Origin of the sequence: Bdellovibrio sp. HCB337 (assembly GCF_047302465.1) — a bacterium.
GTDB lineage: Bacteria > Bdellovibrionota > Bdellovibrionia > Bdellovibrionales > Bdellovibrionaceae > JACMRP01.
Window position 1 is genome coordinate 2,982,458 of sequence record NZ_CP178621.1, and the last position, 14,710, is coordinate 2,997,167.

10 protein-coding genes are annotated in these 14,710 nt (G+C 45.1%); 5 read left to right on the top strand and 5 right to left on the bottom strand.

All coding sequences use genetic code 11. From position 1 onward, the window contains the following. Position 1 precedes the first annotated feature (1 nt). The 3 genes from ACLWBB_RS14430 to ACLWBB_RS14440 form a co-directional block, all read right to left on the bottom strand. A complete protein-coding gene (locus ACLWBB_RS14430) occupies positions 2-3,754 on the bottom strand; it encodes an RHS repeat domain-containing protein (RefSeq protein WP_413288247.1) in 3,753 nt (1,250 codons plus the stop codon). Positions 3,755-3,974: 220 nt separating this feature from the next. Continuing rightward, positions 3,975-4,667, bottom strand: a complete 693-nt coding sequence (locus tag ACLWBB_RS14435) for a tetratricopeptide repeat protein (protein WP_413288248.1) — start codon at positions 4,665-4,667, stop codon at positions 3,975-3,977. Positions 4,668-4,693: 26 nt separating this feature from the next. Then, complete coding sequence (locus ACLWBB_RS14440) at positions 4,694-5,263, bottom strand: type IV pilin protein (protein ID WP_413288249.1); 570 nt, start codon at positions 5,261-5,263, stop codon at positions 4,694-4,696. Positions 5,264-5,587: 324 nt separating this feature from the next. Here ACLWBB_RS14440 and clpS point away from each other — a divergent pair, with 324 nt between their 5' ends. From clpS to ACLWBB_RS14465, 5 genes are all read left to right on the top strand, one after another. Next, positions 5,588-5,854, top strand: coding sequence for an ATP-dependent Clp protease adapter ClpS (gene clpS, locus ACLWBB_RS14445; RefSeq protein ID WP_413291611.1), 267 nt, complete (start codon positions 5,588-5,590; stop codon positions 5,852-5,854). A 3-nt stretch (positions 5,855-5,857) separates the two neighbouring features. Then, a complete protein-coding gene (gene clpA / locus ACLWBB_RS14450) occupies positions 5,858-8,188 on the top strand; it encodes an ATP-dependent Clp protease ATP-binding subunit ClpA (RefSeq protein ID WP_413288250.1) in 2,331 nt (776 codons plus the stop codon). 96 nt (positions 8,189-8,284) lie between these two features. Beyond that, positions 8,285-9,184: a protease HtpX gene (gene htpX / locus ACLWBB_RS14455; protein WP_413288251.1), complete on the top strand. Its 900-nt coding sequence runs from the start codon at positions 8,285-8,287 to the stop codon at positions 9,182-9,184. Further along, positions 9,184-11,379, top strand: a complete 2,196-nt coding sequence (locus tag ACLWBB_RS14460) for a transglycosylase SLT domain-containing protein (protein WP_413288252.1) — start codon at positions 9,184-9,186, stop codon at positions 11,377-11,379. The genes htpX and ACLWBB_RS14460 overlap by 1 nt, the downstream gene beginning before the upstream one ends. A 65-nt stretch (positions 11,380-11,444) precedes the next feature. Beyond that, a complete protein-coding gene (locus tag ACLWBB_RS14465) occupies positions 11,445-12,794 on the top strand; it encodes a S8 family peptidase (RefSeq protein WP_413288253.1) in 1,350 nt (449 codons plus the stop codon). Between the two features lie 59 nt (positions 12,795-12,853). Here ACLWBB_RS14465 and ACLWBB_RS14470 read toward each other — a convergent pair whose 3' ends face one another. Beyond that, positions 12,854-13,717, bottom strand: a complete 864-nt coding sequence (locus ACLWBB_RS14470; protein ID WP_413288254.1) for an endonuclease I family protein — start codon at positions 13,715-13,717, stop codon at positions 12,854-12,856. Positions 13,718-13,854: 137 nt separating this feature from the next. Next, positions 13,855-14,703, bottom strand: a complete 849-nt coding sequence (locus ACLWBB_RS14475; RefSeq protein ID WP_413288255.1) for a hypothetical protein — start codon at positions 14,701-14,703, stop codon at positions 13,855-13,857. Positions 14,704-14,710: the final 7 nt, after the last annotated feature.

Consider the following 14,710-nt stretch of genomic DNA (forward strand, 5'->3'; position numbering starts at 1 on the left):
CCTATTGTCCTTCTACACAACGTTTGTAAGCATCTGCATAACATTTAAATTTTTCATCAGAGTTTCTCTTTTGTGCTTCGCAAAGCGCCTTTGCCGCATCATATCCTTCTGGGCAATTGGGCTTAGGTGGGCCCCCCACCACTGCATCAATGATTTCGTTAACTGCTCCAACGATCTTAGGCACATTTGCACAAAGATATGCAGCTCCGATGCCGATAGCAATATCTCCTATTGGAATAACTATACCTACGGCATATTTTCCACTAGGATCAATGAAGTTTACTGGATTTTGAAGAACGTAGCCAAACAAATTCGTATCACCGCCTCCAAACAAAATCGGGTCCTTTGCTGTCCAACGGCCTATCTCAGGGGCATAATCACGAACTCCAAATCTCACGAGAGCCGTGTCCGTATCATACAATCCACCCGCGAAGCCGAATGGCAATAAGCCTGGGTTCGTGTTCGCTGTTACACGGCCGTATTCGTCGTGGTCCATGCGACCTGCGATGGTGCCGTCGCTTACCTTTACTACCAATCTTGGAGAGCCCAATTGGTCTGAGATGATGCGATAGTCGTCAGATCCCATGATCATGTAGTCTGGGATATTGCTTTTTGAGCCGTACACGAACCGTTTTGTGATGTTACCAGAGCTATCCACTTCGGCCGCGATTCTGGTTTGATCCATGTAGATCCAACGTTTTTGCACCACTCCGTTCTTGAGTTTACCGACGCGACGATTAAGACCATCGATCTCGTACGTGAACACATCCGCGTTTGGCATAGTCACACTTGTCAGGTTCCCAAACACATCATAAGTGTAGCTGGTTGTTGTGCTTGTCAATGTGTGGGTTTTGCTCGTGAGGTCTCCATTTGCGTTGTACGTGAACGTCAACTGATTGTATGCCGTCATACGGTCTTGAGCATCGTAAGTGGCCGTCGTTGTTATGCCACCGATCGTGCCCCCATCTCTGTTTGAGTTGTCGTCATAATCATAAGTCGCAACTGTCGAGCTGTTCTTATTGGTTTGAGTCAGACGTCCCGCACTGTCGAAGGTGTAATCATAGTCATCGGTCGTGCTATTCATGGTCTGAGTTTTACCATTGATGCGACCCATGCCATCTCTTGCAAGATCTAAATCATAGATCACGGTCGTACCGTACTTCGCTTTGTAGTTCGTCACTTCTCCGAACGAGTTGTATGTGTACTCGTCTGTTACAATGTTCGGACTTGAGCCAATGCTTGTTCCATTGAGAAGAGCACTTGGTGTGGAGTATGCGAGGGTTAAGTCGCCAGCTCCGGTGAGGTATTCGTCATTGTCGTAGGTGTAGTAGATTTGATCGTATTGAGTGCTTGTAGAAACAGTGTCATCATTCACGGTTCCGTTTGAAGCAAGTGCCCTGACATACCCATTATTAAAGGTATAAGAGCTATCAGAGACACTATACTGAGTAGGAATTGTACCCGCATAGTACATATTAGTGCTAATACCAGTTGGAGCTGCAATCGTCCCTGGCAGCCCATTTCCATTGTTCATCCAAACCGTATATGTCCCCGCTGGCGCTACGATACTCTCGAGAGCCCCAGTCGTTGCATTATAAGTGTACTCAATAGAGTCGCCATTCGGCTTGTTGATTTCAACAAGCTGTTTGTCGTCATTATAAGAATAAGTCGTATTTACAACCGAAACTCCAGAAAGCGTCGGAGGCTCATATGTGTTAGGAAGTTCGTTTGCATTCAAACCAAAGCTATGAATGGTTCGACCTGGCGGTGTTATGCCAGAGACATTTCCGTTAGCATCATAAGAGTACGTGATCGTACGTAGATCAGGAAATATCTTCGTCGCCACTCTGCCTGCACTGTCATAAGTAAAGGCCGTAGTTTGACTAAGAGGATTCGTGATGGAGCTCAAAAAGCCTGTAGTTGAATTGTAAGCTAATGTAGTCTCACGTGCATCTTGCTCAATTTTGGTCAGGTTTTCATTGGTATAGGTGAATTCAACAGGATGTAAATTTCCGCGCTTTTGGGAAACTATACGCTCATAACTGTCAATAACTGTCTCACTTGTCTTTCCAAGCGCTGTATACTTGCTAAAAGTTTTGGTTGTTGGGTCATAGTCAGTCGTAACATTGAAGCTATTCTTCGTAGAATTGATAGAGTAGGTATCAATTGAAAACGGATCATCAGGATCGGTTAACGTGATAGATTGCGAATTGGTAAAGTAATAATAAGCAGAACCATATCCATATGTTTTTTGCGTTGGAAAAATACTCATCGCTCCAAATCGGGCATCATCTTGGTATGAGTTACTGACCGAGATGCCTCGAGCCGAACTACTATCACTCGAATAAATTCCACTTCTAGATGCAGTGAATGTCTCTTGAGAGGTATTCGGCAATGTTATTGTGCTCGATTGAGTCGTCATGTCTCCATTTGTTTGAACAATTGTTTCTCTTCCCATTGGAGTCTCACGCTTGACGTCCGCAGTATAGCCATTGCCGGTTCTTGCAACTAGATCAAAAAAATACCCTCCGGAATGCGCATCAGTAATCAATCCGCCAGCGCTATCATAGGTGAATGTGCTAACTTGACCTTGAGGTTTCGTAAAAGTACTCAGCAAACCGCCCGTACCAGAATAAGTCATTTCGTATGTTTCACTATTTGGATTTTCAGCAGATTCCAAATATCCATTCGAATCCAACGAAACAGTTGTTGTATGTCCCTTAGGCGTATCAATCGAAACCAAATCCCCACTAAAATTCCTATTAAAAGTAGTGGTTCTGCTAAATGGTTCCGAAATTGACGAAAGTCTTCCCTGCCCATCATATGAAAAGCTATAGATAGTAGTTCCGAGCAAGCCAGTTTTTATGGCAACAACTTTTCCCGTTGAATCAAAATCATAAACTAGCGACGCATCTTCTTCGGCAACTCGCTTGCCTCCTCCAGAGAGAGCAACTGCAACTACGCTTCTGACAGTTCCGTCTCCTTTATACAACTTGTTCGAAACAGAATCATAAAATGCGTAAATGCTTGGCAACCAACCACCAAGACCAATCAACTTCGACTTGAAGGATCCCAAATGTACTTCACTCGAAATAGGAATTGAAATACTTGGACGATTCTCTGTCACCGTTACTACAAAGTGTTTACCGCCAAGAGTCGGATTTGAAGATCCATCCAGACCGTTCCAAACATACGTATGTGCCACGTTAGGTTGATTATTTGTATAGTTAGTAGTTTGAACTGTTACACCACCACTCTTTACCACTACATCGAATGACACAATATTGTCTCGCGGAGGATCGTCAGCAATCGGCACAGTTAATGTGTAGTCACCAGCGCGGCCTTGAACCCAATTAGAGAAATAGCTTAGCTCAAAGCTTGCGCCAACAATCGGAATTCGCTCTCCGACTATTCGTGTTTCAGCATGCACGATCGAACCACATACTATTTTTGGTTTTTTAACATCTGGGATTTGTTTTTGTGAAATAGGACTGGTTCCACAAAAGCTTATATTGTACCCTTGCTCCCCTACGTAATCACCCGTTAAACATGATTTAAACGTGCAAAGAGCCATGGGGTTTCCGTTGGAATTAGTTGTATAACTATAAACCCCATAAACGCCGCCACTACATCCCGCATGGCATGCGTTTTGAAAATTCAATACGTTATACTCAATCCACTCTTCGCAAGTTGTTTGAGCAAAACTTATTTCAGAAAATAATATTAATATAAATCCTAAGACTAACTTCTTCATAACCAATCTCTCCTTACACAACTCGATGATTCTTCCAAAAACGAGAGTGTTTGGTAAAGACTAGTAATGTAAACTAGACTTATTTATAAACGAAACCAGCAAATTTAATTTTACAAATTGAATTTGATATTCGAAAAGATGTGATCGAACTAATTTCTGAAGATATTTGCGATATAGGTGGCGCAGCACTTCGTAGATAGAAATTTAGATTATAAAAAAACTAATTTGGCATGTGAGGAGTCGAACCCGAACGAATATTCGCCAGCTTCTCTTCTAAGCGCTTGATGATCGCCGGATCAACTTCCGTCTTAATCATCTCTTGCAGAATTGCCTCGGCCGCCGCACGCTCGTTGGACTCATTATAGAGACCGCCCGCCAATGAGAATACCCACTGAGGAGCTCCATTTCTTCCGGCTTTTACGAATAGATCCGCAGCCTTCTTTTTGTCCTTCACTTCATAAAGGTAGTGGTAGGCCGCTCGATAAAGGATTTTCCAATCCGTCGGGAACTGTTCAACGCCCTTATCAAAAATACGGGCAGCCCCTTCAACATCCGAAACCATTACGCTTAAAGCAATGGCTCCTGTCGCGTAAGGCATGCGAAACTTTGGAGACAAATCAGTAATGGAATTTAGCATGCGATAGAGCCACCCCTTGCCAACACAAAGATTTTTCCCTATCTGATGATCGCAATAGTCAAAATCCTGAATGGCTCGAACCCAAAAAAAGTCAGCTGTCACGTCTTTGTGACCAAATGTGAAGTGTTCAATTCCAGCTGGGGGAGCCAAAAGATCTCGTGGTTTTTCCAATAAACCTTTACTTGCGTAGATTTGCGAATAAATAACTAGAAAAAAAGAAAAAAACCCAAGCAAAATAAAGCTTGGGTTTTCCGATTTAGAAAAAATCTGTTTCATACGTTAAGAAATACCAGAATCAAACTTTAAGGGATACCAGAAACCGTATTTCTCATAACCTTCACCTGATCCATTGTCCAGGTGTCCGTAGTTCCAATTGAATGGATAACTGCAGTTGCGGAAGCAGTAAACGTAGTTGCTGCAGTCAATGATGCTGGCAAAGGTGGAGGAGGAGCTGCTGTTGCTCCATTCAGAATTGCGCAGTTTCTCTGATTCGCCAAAACTACCACACCACCTGGATCGCAAAATGCCAAAGTGTTCGTAAGTAGCTGAGAGCCTACAAGAGTATTATTGTAACCATTGGCAGGCAAAGCAACAGTTCCGCCAGTGAAACCAACGTTATATCTTAATAGACCTTCCGGCGAATAACCAACTGCACCGAATCTATTGTCATAGATCGTATACTCAGCATAGAAAGCTTTCTCTGCAGTATACAGAGATGACAACTGAGTCTTAGCCTCAGATTGACGAGCTTTCGCCATGTATTTGCCGATTGATGGAATGGCAAGAGATGCCAAGATACCAATGATCGCTACAACGACCATCAATTCTACCAGCGAGAAACCCGCCTGGCTTTTTCTACTAGTTACGTTCATTAGAAACCCCCCAAGGTTTTTTGTACTTATTAGGTTAAATATCAGTGAAATTCTAAATATGTGTCACTTTAAAATGGTGCCAAAAGGTCCCTCTCAAAGCAAGATCCCTTCTCAAAACAAGACATTCATTCTATAATAATTTAATATCGGTTGAGCTAAGTCTCACTGAGGACAATTTGCAACAAGCAGCAATCCTGGACTTTAGATATGTTATCAAGGATTTACGAGGGGTTCCTAATGACGCTAGTAAACGGGCCAAACAATAACACCCCAAAAAATGTACCCCACACGTCCTCGCCTGAGGGTGATACATCGATACAGACAATTCCTCGAGTAGAAACTCCGAAGATGTATAAAGTAATTCTACTTAATGATGACTATACTCCGATGGAATTCGTAGTGCTCATTCTTCGTCGCTTCTTTGGAAAGAACGAAGATGAAGCCACCAAAGTAATGCTGGACGTCCATAAAAAAGGTTCCGGCGTCGCAGGAGTTTTCACGCTCGAAGTCGCTGAAATGAAAGTCATGCAAGTAAATCAGTATTCGCAAATGAACGAACACCCGCTGAAAAGCACGTTAGAAGAGGAGTAATATATGATGACACGTGAATTAGAACGTCGCCTCTCTGTCGCAACGGAAATCGCCAAGAAATCCTACCACGAGTTCGTTACTCTCGAGCACATCTTGCTTGCTCTGACCGAGTCTCCGTTCATGGTTGAGATTCTTCAAGCTTGCAGCATCAACGTGCAAGAACTGAAAGCGGACCTCAAAGATTATCTCAAAAAAACAGTTCCTAAGATCACCCAAGAACAACTCGACTCTTACGGTGGTTACGAGAGCTGGACCCCCGAGTTCACCCTTGCCTGCCACCGCCTTATTCAGCGTGCAGCCATTCAGGTGAAAAGCTCGGGCCGTAATCAGATCAACGAAGGCAGTCTTCTTGTTGCTCTTTTTTACGAGCAAGACTCTCACGCGGTCTACGCCTTAGCACAACAAGGGCTTAGCCAGTTTGATGTGATCAACTATCTTTCTCACGGCGTCGCAAAAGATGTCAGTGGTACTGCGGATGAGTCTTCGACTCCTGCTCCACGCATGGATATCGACGGTCAGCCGATGGATGAAAGCAAAAACAATCCTCTGGAAAGTTTCTGCACCAATCTAAACGAAAAAGCCAAAGCCGGAAAAATCGATCCTTTGGTGGGCCGCGAAGATGTGATCGAACGTTGCGTGCAGGTCCTATCGCGCCGTACAAAAAACAATCCTCTACTTATTGGCGAACCGGGCGTTGGTAAAACTGCCATCGCCGAAGGTCTAGCTGCCAAGATCGTAAATGGCGAAGTTCCTGAAAAACTGAAAACTGCAATCATCTACTCGCTCGATATCGGGACACTTCTAGCTGGAACAAAATTCCGCGGAGATTTCGAAGGGCGCTTAAAAGCAGTCATCAAAGAAATCGAAAAACGCCCGCACGCGATTCTTTTTATCGACGAAATTCACAATATCGTCGGTGCAGGTGCGACCAGCGGTGGATCTTTGGACGCTTCCAATCTTTTAAAGCCTGCTCTTGCAAGTGGCGACATTAGTTGTATTGGCTCTACCACTCACAGCGAATATCGTCAGTACTTTGAAAAAGATCGCGCTTTGAATCGTCGTTTCCAAAGAATCGATGTGAACGAGCCCACTCCTGCAGATTGTGTTGCTATCCTTAAAGGCCTTCGCAAATCTTACGAAGAGTTTCATAATGTGAAATACACAGATGAAGCTCTGAAAGCTTGCGTAGATCTTTCAATCAAACATCTGCACGGGAAATTACTACCAGATAAAGCCATCGACGTGATGGATGAGTCCGGTGCTTACTTCCGCTTGCGCAACCTTGGCCAAGAAAAAGTCATCATCGACATTCCTGCCATCGAGGAAGTTATTGCGAAGATGACAGGGCTTCCAATTGCCAGCATTTCTTCAAATGAAAAAATGCAGCTGCGGGATCTTGATAAGAAATTGAAAGCTCTTATTTACGGCCAAGACGAAGCCATCGATCGCTTAGTGGCAAGTATCAAACTTGCTCGCAGCGGTTTGGGTCGTCCCAACAAACCTATCGGCAGTTACCTGTTCACCGGCCCTACGGGTGTTGGTAAAACCGAAGTTTGTAAACAACTCGCACACATTCTGGGAATTCACTTCCATCGCTTCGATATGAGTGAATACATGGAAAAACATGCGGTGGCTCGCTTAGTCGGAGCGCCTCCGGGATACGTGGGCTATGAAGAAGGCGGTTTATTGACAGAGGCTGTGAATAAACATCCGTATGCTGTGTTGTTATTGGATGAATTAGAGAAAGCTCACCCAGATATCACTAATGCGCTTTTGCAAGTGATGGATGCGGGTCGTTTGACGGATTCTCATGGTCGCGTGGCTGACTTCAAAAATGTAATTTTTGTTATGACCAGCAACGCTGGCGCTATGGAAGTCGCTCGCGGCTCTATCGGTATCGTCGAAGAAAATCGCAGCCTGCAAAGCATGGAGGCCATTAAAAAAGCCTTCTCGCCAGAGTTCATCAACCGTCTTGATGCGGTTGTTAGCTTCAAGGATTTGCCAGAGGACATTATCTTGAAGGTTGTTTCTAAGTTCGTTGACGAACTCAAGATGACTTTGGCCGAAAAGAAAGTCGATATGCAAACGACTCCTGAAGTTTTGAAATGGCTGATGAAAAAAGGCTACGACAAAGTTTATGGGGCTCGTCCACTTGCCCGCACTGTAGATGAGCATTTAAAGAAAGCTTTGGTCGACGAGCTTCTATTTGGTCGCCTGGTCGATGGCGGTCGTGTCAGTGTTGAGGTGGAAAACAACGTGTTGAAGTTCCAATTTAGCACCACACCTAGCAGCAATAGTGGCTCGAAAAAGCCTAAAGAGACCGTGACGACTTAGACACTTTTTAGTTCAGCGTCGGGGCACTGCCCCTCTGCCTCCTTTGCAGTTGCCAAATTCTCCTTAGGGGATGAAAATCCTCTAAGGAGTTTTTTTATGCAAATCTTCAAACGTTTTGGTTACTTCATTCTGACAAACATCTTGGTTTTAGTAACGATCGGTATTGCCTGGAGCTTGATCAGCCACTTCATGGGTCTTGCGGGATTTAATCAATACCTGCCAACCATGTTAGCTTTCTGTTTTGTTTGGGGTATGGGCGGAGCTTTCATCTCTTTGATGATGTCAAAGTTCGCAGCTAAACATTACCACGGCGTAAAAATCATTGATACGACCACTACACAACCAGAACTTCGTCAGTTGCTTGAAAAAGTCCACGACCTTGCTCGTCGTGCGAAACTTCCCAAAATGCCTGAAGTCGGAGTTTACGAGTCTTACGACGTAAATGCGTTTGCGACAGGCCCTAGCAAAAAGAATTCCTTGATCGCAGTCTCTACCGGTCTTTTACAAAGAATGAATGACAAAGAGATCGAAGGCGTCCTCGGTCACGAAGTGGCTCACATCGCAAATGGCGACATGGTGACAATGACCCTTATCCAAGGTGTCGTGAATGCGTTTGCTATGTTCTTCTCGCGCATTCTTGCAAACGTTATCGCCAGCAACGTCGATGAAAGATACAGCCGCATGGTCCATTTCTTATGTGTGATCGTGGGCGATATCGCGTTTACCCTTTTGGGATCAATTGTTGTGAACTTCTACTCTCGTAAACGTGAGTTCCGCGCAGATGCTGGCAGTGCCCGTATCTCTTCGGTTTCAAATATGACGGCAGCCCTTCGCCGCTTGCAAAGCTTGCATGAAGCTCCGCCAGCTGCAGACGACGCCATGGCAACTCTTAAAATTTCTGGCCGCGAGAAAAAAGGCAGCATCGCTGATCTCTTCATGACCCACCCGGCTCTTCAAGATCGTATCAACGCTCTTGAGAGAGGGCGCGTGGCCTAATGACGACAATGACTATGATTCGCTTTTTCCCAGCTTTCGTATTTACAAGTGCTTTCCTAGGGTGCACGACGACGTCTAACAAAGACACTCGCATCACTCCGTCCTCAAAGACTCCGGCGTATGACTTTGTCGTTCAGAACCGAGATCACACGGCAAAAGAGCTCGAAGCTTTATCCGTCAGTGAGGACAATCAAAAATGGTGGAAGAGCTACCGCCTGGGACTTTTGAATCTTGAAAAAAACCCTGTAGCTGCTTGTACTCAATTTGATTCCCTTGCTAAAGAAGTGCACTTTCCTTTGAAAGACATCGCACTTCTGCGCGCGCATCAAACGTGTGTGGATTCTTCCAAGCTTCCTAAGTTAAATGCGGATCAATATCGTAGTAACTACAAATGGAGCCAAGACGTTCTTGCCGATGTCACCTTGAAAGAGTCCCGCAAAAGTGCTGACAAAAAAGATGATCTTGAAGCACTGAAGGATATTGCTCGTTTAGAAAATATCCCGCGCAAAAAAGAACAGTACTTGCTAGAAGCTTTGAAAATCGCCGAAGAGCTCAAAGTTGAAGCCGAGATCGACGCTGTAAAAACACAGCTGTATCGTTCTTCTCCGCGTTTGAAACCGGATCTAACTTTGAAAGAAATCCCGACAGCAGCGATGGATCATCGTCAGCGTCGTGAGTTCGACAAAGCCTTGGTTCTTTACAAAAAGATTCTGAAAGATCCAAAGGCGAGCGAAGATGATATCTTCCAGGCTCTTAAAAACATCCGCATGACTTACAAAGTGGCGCAAAATAAAAATGCCTACATTGACGCCACCACACAACTAGTGAATGGCACTAAAGCCACTTACAGAAAAAACAAAAAAGACGCACAAAACATCAAACGTCTGCATGAAAGTTACGTGCTTCTTGCACGCACTTTGTGGACGGAAGATCGTTTAAGCTTGGCTTTGAAAGCCCTGACCGAAGCGCAAAGACAACTCAAAGGTCAGCACCCGCTTGATGAAATCTATTTCGTCCTAGGCCGCATCGCTGAAGAGAAAAATGATCTCGTCAAAGCCAGCGAATACTACGATGCCAGTCTGAAAGAACCTCTTTCAAGCTCTAGCATTCGCGAGCGCGTTTTGTGGTTACACCCTTGGGTGCTCTACAAAATGAAAAAGTACGACGAGGCCGCTCAGAAACTGCAAGAGTTCGCGGTGAAAGCTAAAGATAACTCGGATAGAATGCGCAGTCTTTTCTGGCAAGCACGAGCGCTTAAAAACCTGAATAAGACTGAAGAAGCAAAAACCGTTCTTCAGCAGCTCGTTAAAGACGACCAAATCGGATACTACGGCGTTATGGCCGTTCGCGAGCTTGGTCAAAGCTATGCGCCAATGAAGAGTGATGAGAAAGACTTCACCTACTCGCTCTTTAACCTCAAAGAAATGACACCGACAGCAGCTCTGCAAGCAGAGTGGTTGATGGCTGTTGGTGAGAATACTTTCTCGGAAAAAATCATTGATCAATTGTCTCAGGATTTGCGCCAAAAAGGCCGCAATGACGAAGAAACTTGGTTGATCATTCTAACTAGCTACGCTCGTGCTAATTTGTATTTGCCGCTCTTTGCAGCCTTCAACACGATGCCTGCCGACGTCAAAGACAAGATGGTGCAAAAGCATCCGGAATTGTTATTCCCGCGCAACTACAAAGACATCATCTTGCAAGCAGCCCAAGCAGAGCAAATTCCACCAGAGTTGGTTTTCTCGATCATCCGTCAGGAATCTGCTTTCAACCCACGCGCACGCAGCCCGGTTGATGCTTTTGGTTTGATGCAGCTTTTGCCAAACCTTGGCCAACAGCTCAGCAAAAAAAGCAATATCGCTTACAAAGAGCCTGAAGATCTTTTTGATCCCGAGATCAATGTGCCACTTGGATCAAAAGAACTTAAGACATTGCTGAACCGTTATGACCAACAGTACATCTTGGCAGTCGCAGCTTACAATGCGAGCGGCAACGCCATTCGTGGTTGGTTGAAAACGCGCTTCCGCGAGGACTCGCTAGAGTTCATCGAGGAGGTCCCTTACGACGAGACCCGCGCCTACATTAAGCTCGTTATGAGGAACTTCGTATTCTATAAACGCCTCAACCAAGGTGATGCTAACCAGACCCCGACCCTCAACTTCCCAGAAGAGTGGTTAAAACTCGTCTCAAAATGAGAATCTGAGTCCTGAAAGTTTAAGACGCCCCCCTCTTTCACCGATACTGGAGAGGGAGGCATTTCATGCGGTCATCACACAAGCTCAGTATTTTCATCGGTGGAGTTTTCGTAGCTTTCATCGGAACATTCGGCACTTACCAATACCTCCAAGGTGAAGGCCCCCACCGCGGTAGTGACTCTGTGAAAAAGTCCAATCGTCTTGAAGAATCCAAAATTACTTCTAAAACTGAAATCGTTGAAAACGAGCCCAGCGCTTTGTTCAATGACCCAGCCATCAATCAAGCTTGGGGTTTGAAAAAATCAGATGCTGCTCGCGCGTGGTCGGTTTCTAAAGGCAGTCGCAGCGTTGTTGTTGCCGTGATCGACACCGGCGCTGATGTTAGCCACGAAGACATGGATGAAAACATCTGGAGCAATCCCGGCGAAACCGGCAAAGATTCTAAAGGTCGCGACAAAGCGACTAACAAAGTTGACGACGACGGCAATGGATTTGTGGATGATGTTCACGGCTGGAACTTTGTTTCTAACAACAATAGCCTTACCGACAATCACGGTCACGGAACTCATATCGCAGGTATCATCGGCGCTAAAGCTGGTAACAACAAAGGTATCAGCGGTATTTCTCCGGAAGTAAGCCTGATGATTCTTAAATATTATGACCCGAAAGTTTCAGGCACAGACAATCTTAAAAACACCGTGGCTTCAATCAAGTACGCGGTAAAAATGGGTGCAAACATCATCAACTACTCTGGCGGCGGAACCGAGTTCAGCCAAGAGGAAAAAGATGCCATCGTTGAAGCCGAGAAAAAAGGAATCTTATTCGTAGCCGCTGCCGGTAACGAAAGATCCAACTCGGATCAATTCAAGTACTACCCGGCTGACTATGGTCTTTCAAATATCGTGTCAGTCACGGCGATTGATCCAAGCACCGAAGTTCTTTCTTCAAGCAACTACGGTGTTGAAACCGTGGATCTAGCAGCTCCTGGACAAAACATTTTGTCGTGCCTGCCTGGAAACACCTACGGTTATATGACTGGAACTTCGCAAGCAACGGCGTTTGTCAGTGGTGCTGCGGCCCTAGTGATGGCTCGTCGTGAGGCTTTTAAAGCTGTCGAAATCAAAAAGTACATTCTTTCCACAGGCGATGCCGTGGCGTCTTTAAGCACAAAGACCCGCACTTCCCGTCAGTTGAACTTGTATAAAGCGCTTACGATCTTGGATCAGGGCTTGGGCCTGACAGGCGTTGCTGCTAGCAATCGCTCTGGCGCCAGCAATCAGGATTTTAGCGTTGATCCAAACGTTGCTAAAAAAGACTCTACGTCTGAAATGACTACCTTCGGCCGCTCTCTTCTTAAAAACATGGAGAAGATGGGCCGTATCGGCGACAAACAAAACGCCAACCCACCACAATAATAAAAAACCCACAGATCTTTCGAGCTGTGGGTTCTTAAATTTTCTATTTTAATTAAAATCTAGAAGTCAGAGATCTTATCAGACAACTCTGGGTAATCGACGAACGGATTACGGTTGCCCTGAACCTCTGCAATCTTATCATTGCGATGACGCTCTTCTTCATCAACAGGGTCTTCTCTGTTCCATTTACGCAAGAAAGCTTCTTGGTTTGGATCAATCGGAAGATCATAACGAGTCGAGAAATAGAACAATGCACGGGCTACGTTACCTTGATGCTCATGAGGTGGTTCGAAAACATCGTTGCCACCAGCAGCTGTTTTACCAAAGCGAACGTTTTTGCATTTCAAGATTTTAGTATCTTTCACAACTTCACCAAAAGCGTTGTTACCGCGTACAGAGTTCATTTGTGAATCTGTCGGGAACAAGTGATGAAGATCAGACTTCTGCATATCTGTGCGATATTTACCTGTGAAACGGCTTTGTGGCCAGGTGTGCTCAACATTGATGATGGTGCTGTCAGGAACTTTATCCGGTCCTGGCTCTTCACCGTGGATGAAGTCTTTGGTCATGTGATCTTGATCACAATAAACGTCTTTTACGCCGTAACCGTTGTTGTCTTTAATAAGATAGAATTTACCCATCAAGAAAACGCGGGCTGTTCCGTACCCTACCGCCGTGTGAGTGTAGCATTTTGTGCCTTCACAGTTCGGAGAGATTTTATCCATCATCCCCGCTTGCGGAGTGTGGGTGCTTTTTAGGATGACTTTGAGTCGAGCCGAGAGATCTTTATTAGCTACTCCGGCTTTCAAGTCCTGATAGAACTCTTCGCCGTAGTACGGAATCTCTTCGCTGAACGGAGCTGCCTGAGCAGTTCCACAAATAGATAACAAAAGGATCACTGTCTTAATGAAGTTAGTCTTCATTCTGGTCCGCCATTTCTGTGTGGGGGGTGATGTTACAGCCTCTGCACGGAAATATCTGGGAAACGTCATATCCAAGTCAATCAAGATCGTTCGAATTTGAATGTTAGTATTTTGTTAAGAAGATCGAATGTGGAACATTAGTGAAAATCGGAAAGTGAAATTCGGCCCTTCCAAAAAAGAATCAGACCAAAAGTCAAAAGCATGACCGCAACACCTGCGCCTACGAGATTGCGCAAACTAAGACTGAAAAAGCCGATGACCATCATCAAAATGGCCACGCCCAACGGAGCCCAAAGAACGTACTTATGCCAACTTTGACGCGAAGCAGAAGGTGTCTTCTGGAAACGCAGATCGCCCTCAGTTTTGCTGGCAAGCGTAAATTGTAAGAGGCCGTGAGCCTTGAAGATCATGCGTTCGCAGAGCTCATCCGAGCCCCCCTGAGCGCTCTTCAATTCCTCGTATTTAAGGATCGCAAAACGCAGAGCATCTAATTGATGGCAGCTTTTCAGGAAATCTTCGTGCAGGTCTTTATTATCGAAGTTCAGAATCAGGTTCTTCCACTTACGCACAAGGCTTGGTTGCGCCTTCAACGTCGGATCAAGAGGCAATTCCTCCAGACGCGAGAAAATCACGTGGCAAGAGTAACACTCATCGCCCTTCTTTTCGTTGATGGCACCGCATTTTGGACAAGCTTTGCTGCTATTCTTTTCAGCAGTATCTTCGATTTCTTTTTGAAGAGCTGCAAAAGACTGAGCTTCCAATTCTTGCTGAAAGCTGCGCGCCTCTTGCATTTCCGGCTGTTGAGAGACCGTGAAAGTCTGAACATTGTGAGGATTGGCAACAGGATACTCAAAGCTAAAACGAGTCGCACAAACCACACAGTCAAATTGTGGCGATTGCGTTTTGATATCCCCTTCACTTACTTCGTAAAGTTTTGTGCAAGAGGGACAGCGTAGTCTGAGTTTGCTCAATCCGAGCTTTTCCATTTCCATC